The organism is Acinetobacter sp. CAU_H_56 (genome assembly GCF_058599425.1).
The window spans coordinates 603,969-620,129 of the sequence record NZ_CM178654.1 but is presented as its reverse complement, the minus strand read 5'-3'; the positions used below and the strand labels follow the sequence as shown (position 1 = coordinate 620,129).

The window sequence follows — 16,161 nt, the reverse complement described above, 5'->3', positions numbered from 1 at the left end:
GACTGACCAAATTGCTCAAATGATCTGGTCCGTTCTCGTCATTGCACTTCAAGATTTAATCATTACACTCGAAGCATTAGAACAATTTCAGTAAAGCAAGAAAAGGATATTGTATGAGCGAGGCCTATATTATTGATGCCATTCGCACGCCACGCGGAAAGGGAAAAAAAGACGGATCATTACATGAAGTTAAACCAATTAGTTTACTGACTACGCTCTTAAATGAACTGAAAGAACGCCATAACCTGGATACATCTCAGGTGGATGATATTGTGCTGGGCTGTGTGACTCCAATCGGTGATCAGGGTGCAGACATTGCCAAAACTGCTGCAATTGCCGCAGGCTGGGACAATGATGTGGCTGGCGTTCAGATCAACCGTTTCTGTGCTTCGGGTCTGGAAGCTGTAAATCTGGCAGCACAAAAAGTCCGTTCTGGTTGGGAAGATCTGGTTGTTGCGGGTGGTGTTGAATCCATGTCTCGCGTTCCGATGGGTTCTGATGGCGGCCCGTGGGCATTAGATCCTGAAACCAATATGGCTTGCGATTTTATTCCACAAGGCATCGGGGCTGACCTGATCGCGACCATTGATGGTTATAGTCGTACAGATGTAGATCAATTCGCCGAGCAATCACAAAAGAAAGCGGCAGCAGCCCAAGCGAATGGTCATTTCAATAAATCTATTATTCCAGTGAAAGATAAAGCTGGCGTCGTGATTCTAGACAAAGATGAATTCATTAAACCGACAACAACTGCAGAAGGCTTAAGTGCATTAAAGCCAAGTTTTGCAACGATGGGCCAGATGGGCTTTGATGCTATCGCTCTACTGAAATATCCGGAAGTAGGCTCTGTAAACCATGTACACCATGCGGGTAATTCTTCAGGCATTGTGGATGGTGCAGCAGTCGTATTACTTGCCTCCGAACAGGCAGTCCAACAGCAAAATCTCAAGCCACGCGCCAAGGTATTGGCAACGGCACTGGTTGGTGCCGATCCAACCATTATGCTGACCGGCCCTGCCCCGGCTGCACGTAAGGCTTTAGCCAAAGCTGGACTCACCATTGATGACATCGATCTGTTTGAAGTCAATGAAGCTTTCGCTGCTGTGGTGATGCGCTTTATCAATGAAATGAAAGTTGATCCTGCCAAAGTCAATGTCAATGGTGGTGCCATTGCCATGGGACATCCACTCGGTGCGACCGGTGCCATGATTCTAGGCACTTTACTGGACGAATTGGAACGTCAAGCTAAGAAACGTGGACTGGCTACCCTGTGTGTGGGTGGTGGTATGGGCATCGCAACCATTATTGAGTTGGTATAAGGAGATCAGCATGAGCGCAATTCAATATCAAAAAACTGAAGATCACATTGTCATTCTGACCTTCGATTCTCCGAACCAGTCCGCCAATACCATGAATGCCGACTTTCGCGCGGCTCTGGAAGAAGTCGTTGCCCAGTTACAGGCTGATGAACAGATTGCCGGAATTATTTTCCGTTCAGCGAAAAAAACATTCTTTGCTGGCGGTGATCTGGATGAGCTGATTCAGGCGACGCCTGAACATGCCACTGAATTCTTCAATATGATTGAAGACATGAAAGCCAAATTACGCTATATCGAAACGCGTGGCATTCCTGTGGTGGCAGCTTTAAATGGCACCGCACTCGGTGGTGGTTGGGAAATCGCTTTATGTGCCCATCATCGTATTGCCCTGAATGATGCCAAGACTAAGTTTGGTTTACCTGAAGTCACTTTAGGCTTGCTGCCAGGCGGTGGTGGTATTGTCCGTATGGTTCGTCTGCTAGGCCTGCAAAATGCCTTAGCTTTGCTGATGGAAGGCAAACAGTTCGGTGTAGAAAAAGCCAAGTCTTTGGGACTGGTACATGACACAGCTGAATCGCTAGATGAATTACTTGAAAAATCTGTAGCCTGGATTAAACAACATCCGCACTCCCAACAGCCTTTCGATGTAAAAGGTTACAAAATTCCGGGGGGCTCTCCTTCTTCACCTGCCGTTGCGCAGATGCTGGCTATTGCTCCTGCGATGTTGCGTGATAAAACCAAGGGTTGCTATCCAGCACCGGAATCCATTCTCTCCGCTGCGGTTGAAGGCGCTCAGGTTGATGTTGATACTGCATTGAGAATTGAGTCGCGTTATTTCACCTATCTCGCGACCGGTCAGATTTCCAAGAACATGATCGGTACATTCTGGCATGGCATGAATGCCATCAAGTCGGGTGCCAGCCGTCCTAAAGACTTTGCGCCATGGAAAGCCACTAAAGTAGGTATTTTGGGTGCAGGCATGATGGGTGCAGGTATTGCCTATGTCACTGCCAGCAAAGGTATTCAGGTGGTACTAAAAGATATTTCGGTCGAAGCTGCTGAAAAAGGCAAAGCCTATAGCCAGAAATTACTGGATAAAAAAGTGGCTCAAGGCCGCTCAACGGCCGAAAAACGTGACCAAATTTTAAGTCTGATTCAAACCACGACAGAAGCAGCAGATTTGCAAGGCTGTGACCTGATCATTGAAGCAGTATTTGAAAATCAGGAACTCAAAGCCAAAGTTACTCAGGAAGTAGAGCAATATTTATCAGCCAACGGTGTAATGGCATCCAATACCTCGACTCTACCCATCAGTGACTTGGCCCAAGCCTCTCAAAATCAGGCGAATTTTATCGGTCTGCATTTCTTTAGCCCAGTCGACAAAATGCAACTGGTCGAGATCATTAAGGGGAAAAATACTTCAGCAGAAACACTGGCTAAAGCATTTGACTTTGTGCAGCAGATTGGCAAGCTACCGATTGTAGTGAATGACAGTCGTGGCTTCTTTACTAGCCGTGTCTTTGGTACCTTTGTACAGGAAGGATTACGTTTGCTTGCCGAAGGTGTGCATCCAGCCCGTATCGAAATGGCTGCGCTGAAAGCCGGTATGCCAGTCGGACCACTTGCTATTCAGGATGAAGTCTCTCTAACACTTTCTGAGCATGTGGCTGCAGAAAGCCGTAAGGCTCTGGCTGCACAAGGCAAAGAACGTCCAAGCACCGATGCGGATGCCGTGATACAAACCATGATTCATGAGTTTAACCGTAAAGGCAAAGCTGCTGGTGCAGGTTTTTATGATTATCCTGAAGGTGGCAAAAAGCAGCTGTGGTCTGGCTTGGAGCACTGGTATAAAGAAGTGGATATTTCTGAACAGGAAATGATAGACCGCTTCCTGTTTGTTCAAGCGCTGGATACCGTACGCTGTCTGGAAGAAGGTGTGCTGGAGTCAGTGGTCGATGCCAATATTGGTTCAATCTTTGGAATTGGTTTTGCTGCCTGGACGGGAGGTGCTGTGCAGTTCTTGAACCAGTATGGTTTAACCAAGGCCTTGAATCGTGCTGAAATCCTGGAACATAAATATGGCGAACGTTTCAAAGCGCCACAGTTACTCAAACAGAAAGTTGCTGAAGGTCAGCGCTTTTAAAAACTGAATCTAAAAAAAGAGGAGCTTGACCATTGCTGTCCCACAATTTTTCACAAGAGGAAGCTCAAATGAGCTTCCTCTTGTTTTATGGGTATTTTATCGGGTGAAAATAAAGCTTTTAAAGTTCTTCTTTCAAACAAATTCACTTGAATTATTCTGAGTAAACGTTGAACTGTCCAACCTGTTTTTCCTAAATGTTGAGCGAAACTCACCAATAAATAGGCGATCATCGCAATCCAGATTTGTGTCTGAATTGCGTTCCTGCTGCGGCCTAGAAACGCTTTTAATTTGAGATTCTGCTTAATCGCCTTAAAGAACAGCTCAACTTTCCAACGATCTTTATAAATCGCCGCAATGGTGGAGGCGGCTAAATGAAAGTTATTGCTGAGAAAGCTAAAGTGCTTGCCACTTTGCTGATCTCTATATTCAATTCTTCTTAACACTGGGGCTTTTCTTTTTAGGGCATGTGCGCTATTCAGCTGAATGGTTTCATCTTTTAGAATACCTTTGGATTCAAGCACTGGATGTTGCTGGATCACCTGATACACAGATTTAGGCCTAAAACGTGTGACAAATCCAATGTTTTGAGCAGTCAGATTTGCATACCATTGGTAATCGACATAGCCTTTATCAAAAACTACAATGCTGCCAGCAGGAAACTGGAATTTGCGGCCTTGTACCATGTCATTTTCTTTGCCATTTTCAACTGCAACAAACTCAGGAATATCATTGCTGTGATTCAATCCTATACTGAGTTTCATGCTGGCTTTTGAGTCGTGAACTTTGGCCCATTCACATAAGGAAAGCGACAGGTCAATATGACTGGCATCCAAGGAATACAAGGGATTCTTAAAGCGAAATTTATGAGCGACTTTTGAGTGTTCATAGTATTTAAGCAACTTGTAAAATAGCTGTTGATACAAGGCAGCAGGCTGCTGCTCATTGATTCGTGCCAGCGTGCTTCGGGGAATAGACTTTGCTCCGAGATGACTTAGCTTTTCCTGTTGGCACTCCAAATTGGATTGAATATCTCTCAGACTTTGCCTACAAGAGAATTGAGACATCAATATGGCAATAAACTGATCCCACCGGGAAGCTGCTCTAAATTTCTGTCCAACATGGTGTACTTTAGCAAGTTGTTCAAAATCCTGTCGCACAACAGGTTTAATTAGCTCATGAAATACGGTATTCTGATGTGACAAAACCTGAATCCTGGTCGTTAAAGTGTTTGTTTGCACTCATATTTTAACTGTTAGGACTCAGGTTTTTTTATTTAAAGCAAACTATGGGACAGCAGTGGGAGCTTAACTCCTCTTTTTTTATTGCGACGCGATAAACTCTCGAAGTCTATCGAATTCAATCAATGACAGATTTTGATCTGCTTTCCAGGCAATTTATGTTATAAAGTTACATGAGTTAGACATCCACGATGGGTACATGCATATGACTGATCACAGTTCACCTGAAAAATCACCTTGGGGTTGGAAAGCACTGATTATCTTCTGTATTTTAGGTGGATTATTTATGTTGTTTTTCTGGCTTGCGGTCAGTAATGAACCAGACTACATGCCAAGCCAGCAAAAGAAAGAAAATACCCAGCAGCATGCTTTTAAGAATGCACCTGCGATGTCTCCAGAAGCTTTAGCCAAAGCACAGGCTGACCGTGAAGCTCGTCAGGCTACCTCTTCATCTCATCAGACGAGTGCGGAAGAGCACAATATGTCTACTGAAGAACATGCACAAATGGACAATGCTAGCCATGACGAAAATACGGCTCATGGTCACTAAACAGTTCCAAGATCAAATTTAAAAAAGCGAGGTTTTCCTCGCTTTTTTATTTTTTTAGTCTTTTAAGCTGAGATACATATCTATATGTGGAATGCCGCAATCCAGATATTCTTCACCCCGCACATCAAAACCCAAGTTCTGATAAAAGCCAATCGCATGTACCTGTGAAGAAAGCTTTACGAATTTACGTTGCTCTGCCTTGGCCTGATCAATCACAGTCTGCATGATCTTTTGGCCGATGCCTGTACCACGTGCCAACCGCAACACAGCTACACGACCAATACTATGATTCTTTAATAAGCGTGCAGTCGCGACGGGTTGATCCTGTAAATAAGCCACAAAATGCGTAGAGATTGCATCCTCAGCATCCCATTCATCTTCGGGAGCAATATGCTGTTCCTGAATAAACACAGCTTCACGAATTTTTTTTGCATCTTGAGCTAACTTTTCCCAGCTGCCTGACACGATTTTAAGATTTTTGTTGTCTAGCATTTAGAGCCAATTCCCTGCTGATCCCATTGGTCATTCAATAACAATTCCAGTGAATGTTTTTGAATTCCATACATCTCTTTCAATGCCTGAATCTGGGCGAGAACAACCTGGTCTGGCTGTTCATAATCCTTCCGTTTGGTCGCCAGAATCATTTTATTTTTACTGGTGTGTTCTAGGGCCACAAATTCAAAGACCTTGGTTTCATAACCATAAGCCTTAAGCAATAAGGCACGAATGGTATCCGTCAACATTTCGGCTTGCTGCCCAGCATGGATGCCAAACTGCAACATTGGCGACAGCACTTTCGGACTCTGTAATTGCGGTCTTAACTCTTTATGACAGCATGGAGCGCACATGATGATTTGTGCATTCAGGCGTATACCGCTATGGATCGCAAAATCGGTCGCTACATCACAGGCATGCAGAGCGATCATTACATCCAGACGTTCCGGTTCATAGGTACGCACATCACCCTGGAAGAAATCCAGCTGATTAAAACCGGATTGCTGTGCAACATTCTGACAGAACTCGACCATTTTCGGATTTAGCTCTACGCCGGTGACATACGGCGTCTGGCCATGTTTTTGCATATAGTCATACAGCGCACAGGTTAAATATCCCTTACCTGAACCAAAATCAACGATACGTAATCCTTGTCCCTGCGGCTGGATTTGAGCCAGTGCACCTGAGAAAATCTCGACAAATTTATTAATCTGTTTCCATTTACGTGCCATGCTCGGAATGATCTGACCTTGCTGATCCGTAATTCCTAAATGCTGTAGGAATACACTGTCCTGATCGACATAACGCTGCTTGATCCGGTCATGGCCTTGTTCGGCTTTTGCTTTTGTAGAGACTGGTTTAGCTTTACTTCGTGTCAGCATGGCCTTTTTCTTATTTTTCTTCAGCTGTAATTCTTCCTGATCGGTAAACAGGTTAGCTTGCTTGCAACAGGCCAATAATTCCGTTACTTGAGTCAAGGCTTCATTCAAGGGATAGTTTTTGGTGACATCCTGAGTCTTGTATCGATAGACACAGCTCAAGACTTTCTGCTCATTGAGCGAAATGACTCTAAAGGTCATTTTCTCCAATTGTTCAAGTTCACCTTTATACTGACTCAAGATCAGACGATCAAAATGATCAGTTTCACAGGCTTGCTGAAAAGCCTCCAAGAATTGTTGTTCCTGAACCGAGAGAGAAGTCGATGTCGACATAAGAAAAACCTGATATGAATTGCTGCTCAAGTTTAATTGTTCTTAACTTAAAAGCAAAATTGAATTATTATACAAGTGTATATTTAAAAAGAATGACAATCATGCAGAATGCTCCCCTAGTTCCAGATTATGATCACAATGAGGAACGGATTAATTATATTAGTCATGGCCTCGGTGCTGCGCTGGCTTTGATTGCTGGTATTTTATTGATTATTAAAGGCTCTTATTTGAGTACAGGACAATGGATCGGCCTTTGGGTTTATGCTTTCAGCATGATTCTGCTATTTTCCGCTTCGATGCTCTACCATATGTCCACTGCTGCAGACCGACGCTATTTTTACAAAAAAGTTGATCATACGGCAATTTACTACCTGATTGCAGGTACCTATACTCCGTTTCTGTCGATTGCGATTCCAACAGCCAAAGCGCAGTATTTACTGATTGCTTTGTGGGTGATTGCTGTACTTGGAACACTATTCAAGTTCATTTTCATCAACCGTTTCCAGAAACTTTCTTTGGTCGCTTATCTGGTCATGGGATGGCTTGCACTACTGGTTATGGACGATATGCAGCAGTACTTAAGTGCTCAATCTTTAACCTTTCTGATCATTGGTGGCTTAGCATACACTGTAGGTGCATTGTTTTACGCTTTAAAAAGAGTAAGATATACCCACGCTATCTGGCACATTTTTGTATTGATAGGCGCAGGATCACATTTTCTGTCTATCTATCTTTACGTGATTTAATCATCTCATTTCTCCATTTCAGTGACCCTGAGCGAGTTGAAACGAGAAGATTGCAGTTGTTTTTTTAAAAAATTACGCCTTTTTTAAAAAGATTACGCTTTTAAAACTAAGTTTTTTATTTTTAGTAAGTGTAAGGTTATTCATGGCGTCTTCAGATTCTATCGCTGTAACAGAAACTACAGCAACCAATTCAAAATTTCGTGTTTTAACAGCAAGTTTAGTAGGCACTACAATCGAGTTCTTCGATTTCTATATTTATGCCACAGCTGCCGTTATTATTTTCCCTTATCTGTTCTTCCCTACAAGTACAGATCCTATGACTGCGACTATTCAGTCGCTGGCAACCTTTGCGATTGCCTTTATTGCCCGTCCAATCGGCGCTGCACTCTTTGGTCACCTGGGAGACCGGATCGGACGTAAAGCGACACTGGTCGCTGCTTTACTGACCATGGGTCTTTCTACCGTTGCCATTGGTTTATTGCCAACTTATGCACAAATCGGTATTGCTGCGCCATTATTGCTGGCCCTTTGCCGTTTAGGCCAAGGCCTTGGTTTGGGTGGTGAATGGTCAGGTGCGGTTCTACTGGCAACTGAAAATGCGCCAGAAGGCAAACGTGCCTGGTATGGTATGTTCCCGCAACTTGGTGCACCAATTGGCTTCATTCTGGCGACAGGCTCATTCTTGACGCTTGGCGCATTCATGTCTGAAGCAGAGTTCATGCAATGGGGCTGGCGTATTCCATTTATCTCTAGTGCCCTACTGGTGATTATGGGTTTATGGATTCGCTTGAAATTGCATGAAACTCCTGCATTCCAGAACGTGTTGAAAAAGCAGAAAGAAGTGAATGTACCCTTTTTCGAAGTATTCAAAAAGCATTCTAAAATGCTGGTATTGGGTACCATCGCTGCGATCTGCACATTCGTGGTGTTCTACCTGACCACTGTATTCGCGTTGCAATGGGGTACCAAACAGCTCGGCTATACACGTGAAGAATTCCTTCAGTTGCAATTAGTTGCAACTCTGTGCTTTGCCGCGTTCATTCCACTTTCAGCAGTTCTTGCAGAAAAATTCGGTCGTAAGACAACTTCAATCGCAGTATGTGTGGTCTCTGCTATTTTCGGTATTTTCTTTGCTGATATGCTTGAATCAGGCAGTACGCTGGTTGTGTTCTTCTTCTTATGTATCGGCCTAGCGATCATGGGTCTAACTTATGGTCCGATTGGTACTGTATTGTCTGAAATCTTCCCGACTTCAGTACGTTATACCGGTTCTGCCCTGACCTTTAACCTGGCAGGTATTTTTGGTGCATCTTTCGCGCCATTGATTGCAACAAAACTGGCAACAACTTATGGCTTGTCTGCAGTAGGTTATTACCTCACAGCAGCATCTATCCTGTCATTGCTTGCATTCTTGCTGATCCGTGAAACTAAAAATGATGATGTAAACAATCAGATCTAAGGATCTTGACAGATTAAGTCATCTCAATCAAAGCCAGCAGTTCATGCTGGCTTTTTTATGATTTCACAACAAAAACTTGCTACTTCTTTGCGGATATTTCGGGAACAATCAAATAAATAAAGCCAGAGAATGAGGCAAAGTGATGCAGGATCTTATTGAGCAACTTACTCAAGAACAGCTGGTGGATATTGTGATTCTGCTAGAGGATGATAAAAAACTGGACGCCATTCGCTATATCCGGACGCATACAGCTTTAGATGAATCACAGGCGATACAGGTCATTGATGAAATTGTCCGTGAGCATGATCTGGCGCTGAATCGGGACAATGAAGGCAATATTGGCCCTCGCTTTACTGATGATGCTGATGAAAATATTCCGGTGGTAACTACACCTTTGGAAGTTCCAGATCATCCCAACCTGAGCATCGCCAAAGATACTGAGGTAGCTGCACAACAAGTCGGCAAACGTGTGCCTGGGCGTGAGATTGAAAAGAAAATCTGGATCACCGCAGCCGTTATTTTACTGATTATTATTGTGCTCTGGTTACTGCTTTAACAGCAGTGAATAAATCTGTTTTTTTAGACCAGTTCAATAATATCAATGGTTGGTGGTACGCGAAAACGGAATGGCACCCCCACCATACCCGTTCCTACGGTCACAAATACATCTGCATGTTCATGCCGGTACAAGCCTTTTTTATGGCCCAGAATGGAAACCTTTTTCATCACATAATCCGTCAGCCAAGGTAACTCGACCTGTCCGCCATGCGTATGCCCAGAAAGCATCAGTGGTCGTGTGGGCAATTTCGGCACCATATCCACGGTATCTGGATTATGTGACAGAATCACCCAAGGTTTGTCTTGAGGCAGATCCGGCATTGCACGCATATCGGTTTTTCCAGCCCAAAGATCCCCTACTCCTAACAGACGAAATTCATCAAACTCGACAATCTGCCCTTCAATGTCCATGACCTGATTCACTTCCAGCGCATAACGAAGCAATTCCTGAATAGGCGGGCCAGGATACTGTTCATCATGATTCCCTGTCACCGAATATACCGGCGCATGAATTTCTTTTAAGATCGCCAGCTCCTGAGCCAGTTTATTTTCAGGTTCATAGGTCCAGTCCCCTGCGACCACCACCAAGTCTGGTTTCAGATGATTCAGCTTATGTACAATCTGTCTTAGCTGACGTTCATGTCCGGAAAACAGGCCAATATGTAAATCTGCAATCAGGGCAATCCGTACCGGTTTTTTAAGTTTCTGTTGAGGATTGATTTGATAAGGCGTGGTTTCGACCCTAATCAAATGCGGCTCGATAAAACGCGCATAACTGAGTACGGCACTAATCACGAAAATAAAAATAGACTCATGAATCGAATAGTAGCCCATCCATCCTGCATAAATACTGAAGAACACCAGCGGAATCAGCAAATAGGCCAGATAGAAAGCCAGCAGGTGACAAAACGCTTTAAAGGGATGAATGGTTTCTGTACGCGACTGACTCGACCAGGCCTGATACACTGCCCAAACAGCAAGAATGGCCATGCCTAGATAAAAATAAAAAAGTACGGAACTGGTATCCCACATAGATTTGCCTTGTCGAGTCGAGGAGCTGATTAGTGGCTTTATATTTATCTTTTCATAGCTGGCAATTATACTCAATCCAAATTTTTCAGTCTTTGATGTTTATGGTAAATGCTCCCCACGCTTCCGCTCATTCAAAACCTTCTGGCTTATCAAAAGCTTATCGCTATAAAGCTGGCATTTTACTGAGCTGCAGCCTGGTACTCGGCATTCCTGCTTGCAGTACGCTGCCTCCGCAAACCGAACAACCTAGCCGAATGGCATTTGAAACGGATACCTCGCAAACCAGTCTGGCCCAGATTGTTGAGCCCTTACGTCGGCAGAATATTGGCCTGACCGGTTATCACGTGTTGCCAGATCCGCTCGAAGCACTCGCTGCACGTATCCAGCTGATTAATAAAGCAGAACGCAGTCTGGACCTGCAATATTACATCTGGGATAACGACCGTATTGGTGCACTGGCTCTGCATGCCCTCATTCAGGCGGCAGATCGTGGCGTAAAAGTCCGTCTACTGATGGACGACAACAATGCCAAGAAAATGGAAGGTATTTATCTGGCACTAGATCAGCACCAGAATATTGAGGTCAAACTGTATAACCCCTACCGTTTCCGTAAATACCGTGCCATGGATATGCTGCTGGATCTAAAACGGATCAACCGCCGCATGCATAACAAAAGCTTTATTGCCGATAATCAGATTGCCCTGATTGGCGGCCGTAACATGAGTAACCAGTATTATAACGTTAGTGACAGTTATCAGTTTTCTGATGTAGATGTGATGCTGGTCGGTGCCGCTTCTGATGAAATTATTCATTCTTTTGATGAATACTGGAATGATGATTATGCCTATCCAGTTCGTCAGATTGTTAATCCTCGTCATCACGGACTTCGTTTCCCGAGCCTGAAACAGCAGCTGGAAGAATATAGCCATGATACTGCAATCCAGAACTACCTGAATCTGGCCAATCGTTCACAGGCTTTCGATAAATGGCTGGAACACAACATTCAACTTGATTGGGTAGAAGCTGAGGTCGTCAAAGATCCACCAAGTAAAATCAAGTCAAAGGCTAAAACTGAAGATCACTTGAACTTCCAGTTATTACAGCATCTGGAAAAACCGGAAGAAAGTGTGGATATCGTGTCGGCCTATTTTGTACCGGAAAAACAGGGCGCAGAACGTCTCAAGAAATTGGCTTCAGAAGATGTCAAAGTTCGTGTACTCACCAACTCTTATAAGGCCAATGACGTGCCGCTGGTCCATGCCTTTTATGCCAAATATCGTCAGGAACTGCTAGAAAATGATGTAAAACTCTATGAGTTTTTGGCCGCGCCAGATGCCGACAACCTGAATGCCAATACTGAAGAACTGGCACAAAAAGCGAAGGTCAGCTTAAAAGGCCTGAGCCGTTCCAGCCTGCATGCCAAACTGATGGCCATTGACCAGAAACAGGTATTTATCGGTTCTTTTAATTTCGATCCACGCTCAGCTTATTTAAATACTGAAATTGGCGTATTGCTAAATAGTCCTAATCTGGCCCGTGCAGTACATGAAACCATGGACAAGAATTTAAGCAAGTATGCCTATAAGCTGGTTCTGGATGCCAACCAGAACATTAACTGGAAAATCCGCAATGCCAAAGGTGAAACAAAGACCTTTAAAAAAGAGCCGGGAATGAAGTGGTATCAAAAAGCCTCAATAAAATTCCTGTCGATACTCCCGATCGAAGGTTTTATGTAATGAATATCTCGGAGTATTTCTAATAAAAAAGCCTCTTAATGAGGCTTTTTTATTACTTTGGCTTGCAACCTTTGCAAACCCTCCAGCATATTTTCATGCACCAGTGCAGTCAGGCTTTCTACTGTATGCCCTTCGGTCGCAATTGCCGGCAAGGCCATCAAATGAGCCGTGACTTTAGGCATTTCCAGAACATTCTGTACATGCTTGGCAAAACTGATATTCCCAATAAAAGGCGCCACCATATCCAGCTCACCCTGCTGATTCACATAGCAGATCAGGCAGATTTGTACCGGACGTTGCGCTTCGATTGCCGCACCGAGAATACGACCATAAATTTTTTTAATTGAGCGTCCATCAGATGTGGTCGCTTCAGGAAAAAACAGGACCGGAATATTCTGTTTCAGGAAGCCGGTAATCTGTTCACGGATTCTGACTGAATCTCCTGAACCACGCTTGATAAATAAGGTGCCACCGCCTTTAGCCAGCTTGCCCAAAATTGGCCAATTTTCAATTTCAGCTTTGGCCAGAAAAAACACTCGCGCGCCTGAACCCAAAACGGCGATATCCAGCCAGGATACATGATTGCTCACCCATAATGCCGGCTCACGTGGAATTACGCCATGGACCTGAACCTCAATATTAAATACCTTGCACAACTGACGACAGAAATACTGCACATATCGGGTATTGTTCGGGTTATTCGGGTCTTTATACAAACCATGACGATAAACCAGATAAAACCCTTGACTAATAGCTGCTAATGCAGAAGTCGTTTTTCTTGTATAAAGAAAGAATTTTGCAAAACCTTGTATCTCAGGTGATTGATTTTGTACAGTCGAGTTCATAAAAAGATCACTAAATCCTAAACAAGATACAGGGAATATCCACGAATTAAACCCATTTTATACTGTTCATGTCCAACTTGCATTGATAATAAAAAACGACCAAGTACATCTATATTTTCAATTTAAATTCATTAAATGAATTAAATAAAATAAATCAATCGAAATATTAGATTAAAAAAGGATGCTCATCATGCAAGATGAAACAGTGAAATCAGCTGAGATGATTCGACCCTTAAAAGTATTAAGCTATATCTTGGGTGGCACCCTGTTATATACGGTGTTGCTCGTAACACTTGCACAACTGTTTGTCACGGCACTCTAAAACAAAGCCCGCTATTTCAGTATCTGTAAAGTTCATTTTCAACTAAAATGAAGTTTTCAACTGGAGATTGGCCTGAGTGGAATATTTTGAGCAACATCAGGGAAAAGAACGCGTCATACTGATCAGTGTGAGCGTACAAATGCTGGATGACCTTGATGCTGAAGAGTTTCATCTGTTAGCTCAATCTGCAAATGCCGAAATTCTGGAACATCTTTTTGTTCAACGCTTAAAACCGGATGCCAAATTCTTTGTGGGTTCAGGAAAAGCAGAAGAAATTGCTGAACGAGTCAAAGAACTGGATGCCAATCTGGTTATCTTCGATCATGCGCTGACACCTGCCCAGGCACGTAACCTAGAAAATGTGGTGCATTGCCGGGTGGTCGATCGTACCGAACTCATCCTCGATATCTTTGCGCAGCGTGCCCGTACCTATGAAGGGAAACTGCAAGTTGAACTGGCACAGTTACAGCATCTGTCTTCACGACTGGTTCGTAGCCGCACCAATCTGGATAGCCAGAAAGGTGGGATCGGTCTGCGCGGTCCAGGTGAAACTTTACTAGAAACAGATCGCCGTTTATTGCGTATCCGCATGGGACAGCTTAAAGCCAAAATAGAAAAAGTCCGTCAAACCCGTATTCAGGGCCGTGTTGCACGCCAAAAAGCGGCTGTTCCAACCGTGTCTTTAGTAGGTTATACCAATGCGGGAAAATCTACCTTATTCAATATTCTGGCCGATAGCGAGGTTTATGCAGCAGACCAACTATTTGCGACTCTGGATCCAACTTTAAGACGCCTGCAATGGGACGGCGTCGGTAATCTGGTACTGGCAGATACGGTAGGCTTTGTGCGTAATCTTTCGCATTCACTGGTCGAATCTTTTAAAGCAACTCTGGAAGAAACCGTTGAAGCCACCCTGCTTTTGCATGTGATTGATTCCAGCAGTCCGGAAATGCTTGAACAAATTGAAGCCGTTGAAAAGGTGCTCAAGGAAATTGGTGCCGATGTTCCGGTTCTAAGGGTTTATAATAAAATCGACTGTAGCGGTGAAGATGCCAAAATCATTTACCGCCAGCCCGGTCAGCCTGAACGGGTCTATGTTTCAGCACATAGTGGTGAAGGGCTGGATCTATTACGCAAAGCAGTGCATGAAGCATTAATGGGTCAGGTTCAGCACTTTGAACTGGTATTGAAACCTGCCTATGGCAAACTGCGCAATCAACTTTATGCGCTGAACGTGATTCAGTCCGAACATTATGATGATGAAGGTCAGTTACATATCGATGTGCGGATTGCGCCTCCGAAGCTGGAACAACTAATCAAACAGGCACATTTACCGATAGAAGAAATTCTGGGATCTCAAGCACTTCAATTCCAGCGTCCACTTGAAGAGTTTGAAATCCAGCGTAAGATCGAGTAAAACTTGATAAGTAAACTTTTAAATGACATCACCAATGAACTGGATAAAACATATTGACTGGCCAGCATGGATCAGCACTCTCCTCTTAATTATTGTATTTCGTGAAGCTTCAGTCTGGCTAATGACCCAGCTAGATCATCCTGAATTGGGCAACCTGGTCGGACTCATCAGCCTGCTAGTCACCTTATTTGCCTGGCGCTATTTTGGCAAAATTCCAGCGCGTCTGGTGGATACTAATAACAAGCTGATGAAAGAAAGTGCCTTCGCTTTTTTACCGATTAGTGCAGGCGCGCTAATTATGTTGATGCATATGGGACAAAAAATTCCGGCCTTTATGCTGGTGTTATGCCTGAGTACTCTGCTCCCTCTTTGGATCTACGCCAAAATGGCAAAACGCTGGTTATAGGAGTCGCACATGTTTTCTGTTCTTTATGGCTTTGCGATTACCTTAATTGCTTATCTGCTTGCCAAACCCTGCAATCGTGTTATTCCGCAAATTCCTGTGATTGTGTTTAGCATGTTCCTGGTGCTGGTGATTTTATTGGTGCTGGGTATTCCTTATGAGCATTATATGGATGAGGTCAATCCACTGTTTAACCATTTGCTTGGTTATGTCACAGTTGCACTGGCGATTCCGCTAGCCGCCATGCGTTATGATGACCTGCCACTGAAAGCTATTGTCGGAATTCTGGTTTTTGCCAGTATCAGTGCGGTCGCCTTACCGATGGGTCTCGCCTATTTACTACATATGTCTTCTGGCGACATCATGGCCTTTGCCACCCGTGCAGTCACGACACCAATTGCAATTAATATTGCGACCTTACTGGAGGCACCTGTTAGTCTGGCCATTCTGATCGTCATTTTGTCTGGCGTAATTGGTGCAGCATTTTCACCATTTATTTTACGACATATCAATGATGAGCGTGCTTCAGGTCTGGCTCTAGGTCTAGCAGCACATGCGATTGGTACAGCTCAAGCCTGGCAGCGTGGCAGTGTTGCCGGACGTTATGCTACGTTTGGCATGGCAGTGAATGCCGTTTTTACTGCGATCTGGTTGCCAACTTTTATACTTTATCTGCAAAAAATGTGA

At 43.9% G+C, this 16,161-nt stretch carries 16 protein-coding genes; 11 read left to right on the top strand and 5 right to left on the bottom strand.

Annotated elements, in window-relative coordinates; translation table 11 throughout:
- Positions 1–113: 113 nt before the first annotated feature.
- Together AC4MCC_RS03065 and AC4MCC_RS03060 are read left to right on the top strand one after the other, a co-directional pair.
- On the top strand, positions 114–1,319 hold the full coding sequence (locus AC4MCC_RS03065; protein WP_419364697.1) for an acetyl-CoA C-acetyltransferase: 1,206 nt from the start codon (positions 114–116) through the stop codon (positions 1,317–1,319).
- Between the two features lie 10 nt (positions 1,320–1,329).
- On the top strand, positions 1,330–3,462 hold the full coding sequence (locus AC4MCC_RS03060; protein WP_491885672.1) for a 3-hydroxyacyl-CoA dehydrogenase NAD-binding domain-containing protein: 2,133 nt from the start codon (positions 1,330–1,332) through the stop codon (positions 3,460–3,462).
- A gap of 50 nt (positions 3,463–3,512) precedes the next feature.
- Here the strand turns inward: AC4MCC_RS03060 and AC4MCC_RS03055 are convergent, their stop codons facing one another.
- Positions 3,513–4,664, bottom strand: a complete 1,152-nt coding sequence (locus AC4MCC_RS03055) for an IS4-like element ISAbe18 family transposase (protein WP_058951619.1) — start codon at positions 4,662–4,664, stop codon at positions 3,513–3,515.
- 241 nt (positions 4,665–4,905) lie between these two features.
- Between AC4MCC_RS03055 and AC4MCC_RS03050 the strand changes: the two genes are divergently transcribed.
- Positions 4,906–5,250 carry a hypothetical protein gene (locus AC4MCC_RS03050; protein ID WP_419364701.1) on the top strand — a complete coding sequence of 115 codons (345 nt, stop codon included), beginning with the start codon at positions 4,906–4,908 and terminating at the stop codon, positions 5,248–5,250.
- 54 nt (positions 5,251–5,304) lie between these two features.
- Here AC4MCC_RS03050 and AC4MCC_RS03045 read toward each other — a convergent pair whose 3' ends face one another.
- Both AC4MCC_RS03045 and AC4MCC_RS03040 read right to left on the bottom strand, forming a co-directional pair.
- The gene (locus tag AC4MCC_RS03045; RefSeq protein WP_491885671.1) at positions 5,305–5,742 is read right to left on the bottom strand and encodes a GNAT family N-acetyltransferase; all 438 of its coding nucleotides are present in this window, start codon (positions 5,740–5,742) and stop codon (positions 5,305–5,307) included.
- The gene (locus AC4MCC_RS03040; protein ID WP_491885670.1) at positions 5,736–6,956 is read right to left on the bottom strand and encodes a class I SAM-dependent methyltransferase; all 1,221 of its coding nucleotides are present in this window, start codon (positions 6,954–6,956) and stop codon (positions 5,736–5,738) included. The genes AC4MCC_RS03045 and AC4MCC_RS03040 overlap by 7 nt, the downstream gene beginning before the upstream one ends.
- Positions 6,957–7,057: 101 nt before the next feature.
- Here AC4MCC_RS03040 and trhA point away from each other — a divergent pair, with 101 nt between their 5' ends.
- The 3 genes from trhA to AC4MCC_RS03025 all read left to right on the top strand — a co-directional run bounded on the left by trhA (position 7,058) and on the right by AC4MCC_RS03025 (position 9,717).
- On the top strand, positions 7,058–7,702 hold the full coding sequence (gene trhA, locus AC4MCC_RS03035; RefSeq protein ID WP_034704133.1) for a PAQR family membrane homeostasis protein TrhA: 645 nt from the start codon (positions 7,058–7,060) through the stop codon (positions 7,700–7,702).
- Positions 7,703–7,844: 142 nt separating this feature from the next.
- The gene (locus AC4MCC_RS03030; protein ID WP_180003873.1) at positions 7,845–9,161 is read left to right on the top strand and encodes an MFS transporter; all 1,317 of its coding nucleotides are present in this window, start codon (positions 7,845–7,847) and stop codon (positions 9,159–9,161) included.
- Positions 9,162–9,303: 142 nt separating this feature from the next.
- Complete coding sequence (locus tag AC4MCC_RS03025; RefSeq protein ID WP_491885669.1) at positions 9,304–9,717, top strand: hypothetical protein; 414 nt, start codon at positions 9,304–9,306, stop codon at positions 9,715–9,717.
- Between the two features lie 23 nt (positions 9,718–9,740).
- Here AC4MCC_RS03025 and AC4MCC_RS03020 read toward each other — a convergent pair whose 3' ends face one another.
- Positions 9,741–10,751, bottom strand: coding sequence for a metallophosphoesterase (locus AC4MCC_RS03020; RefSeq protein WP_491880241.1), 1,011 nt, complete (start codon positions 10,749–10,751; stop codon positions 9,741–9,743).
- Positions 10,752–10,852: 101 nt separating this feature from the next.
- Here AC4MCC_RS03020 and AC4MCC_RS03015 point away from each other — a divergent pair, with 101 nt between their 5' ends.
- The gene (locus AC4MCC_RS03015) at positions 10,853–12,487 is read left to right on the top strand and encodes a phospholipase D family protein (RefSeq protein ID WP_419375260.1); all 1,635 of its coding nucleotides are present in this window, start codon (positions 10,853–10,855) and stop codon (positions 12,485–12,487) included.
- Between the two features lie 35 nt (positions 12,488–12,522).
- Here AC4MCC_RS03015 and AC4MCC_RS03010 read toward each other — a convergent pair whose 3' ends face one another.
- Complete coding sequence (locus AC4MCC_RS03010) at positions 12,523–13,332, bottom strand: lysophospholipid acyltransferase family protein (protein WP_419375259.1); 810 nt, start codon at positions 13,330–13,332, stop codon at positions 12,523–12,525.
- Between the two features lie 190 nt (positions 13,333–13,522).
- Between AC4MCC_RS03010 and AC4MCC_RS03005 the strand changes: the two genes are divergently transcribed.
- From AC4MCC_RS03005 to AC4MCC_RS02990, 4 genes are all read left to right on the top strand, one after another.
- Complete coding sequence (locus AC4MCC_RS03005) at positions 13,523–13,654, top strand: hypothetical protein (RefSeq protein WP_257220898.1); 132 nt, start codon at positions 13,523–13,525, stop codon at positions 13,652–13,654.
- Between the two features lie 76 nt (positions 13,655–13,730).
- Positions 13,731–15,071 (top strand): ribosome rescue GTPase HflX, encoded by a 1,341-nt coding sequence (gene hflX / locus AC4MCC_RS03000; protein WP_491885668.1) that lies wholly within the window; start codon positions 13,731–13,733, stop codon positions 15,069–15,071.
- A gap of 34 nt (positions 15,072–15,105) precedes the next feature.
- Positions 15,106–15,477, top strand: a complete 372-nt coding sequence (locus AC4MCC_RS02995) for a hypothetical protein (RefSeq protein ID WP_034704120.1) — start codon at positions 15,106–15,108, stop codon at positions 15,475–15,477.
- 9 nt (positions 15,478–15,486) lie between these two features.
- Positions 15,487–16,161: an LrgB family protein gene (locus AC4MCC_RS02990; RefSeq protein ID WP_159123660.1), complete on the top strand. Its 675-nt coding sequence runs from the start codon at positions 15,487–15,489 to the stop codon at positions 16,159–16,161.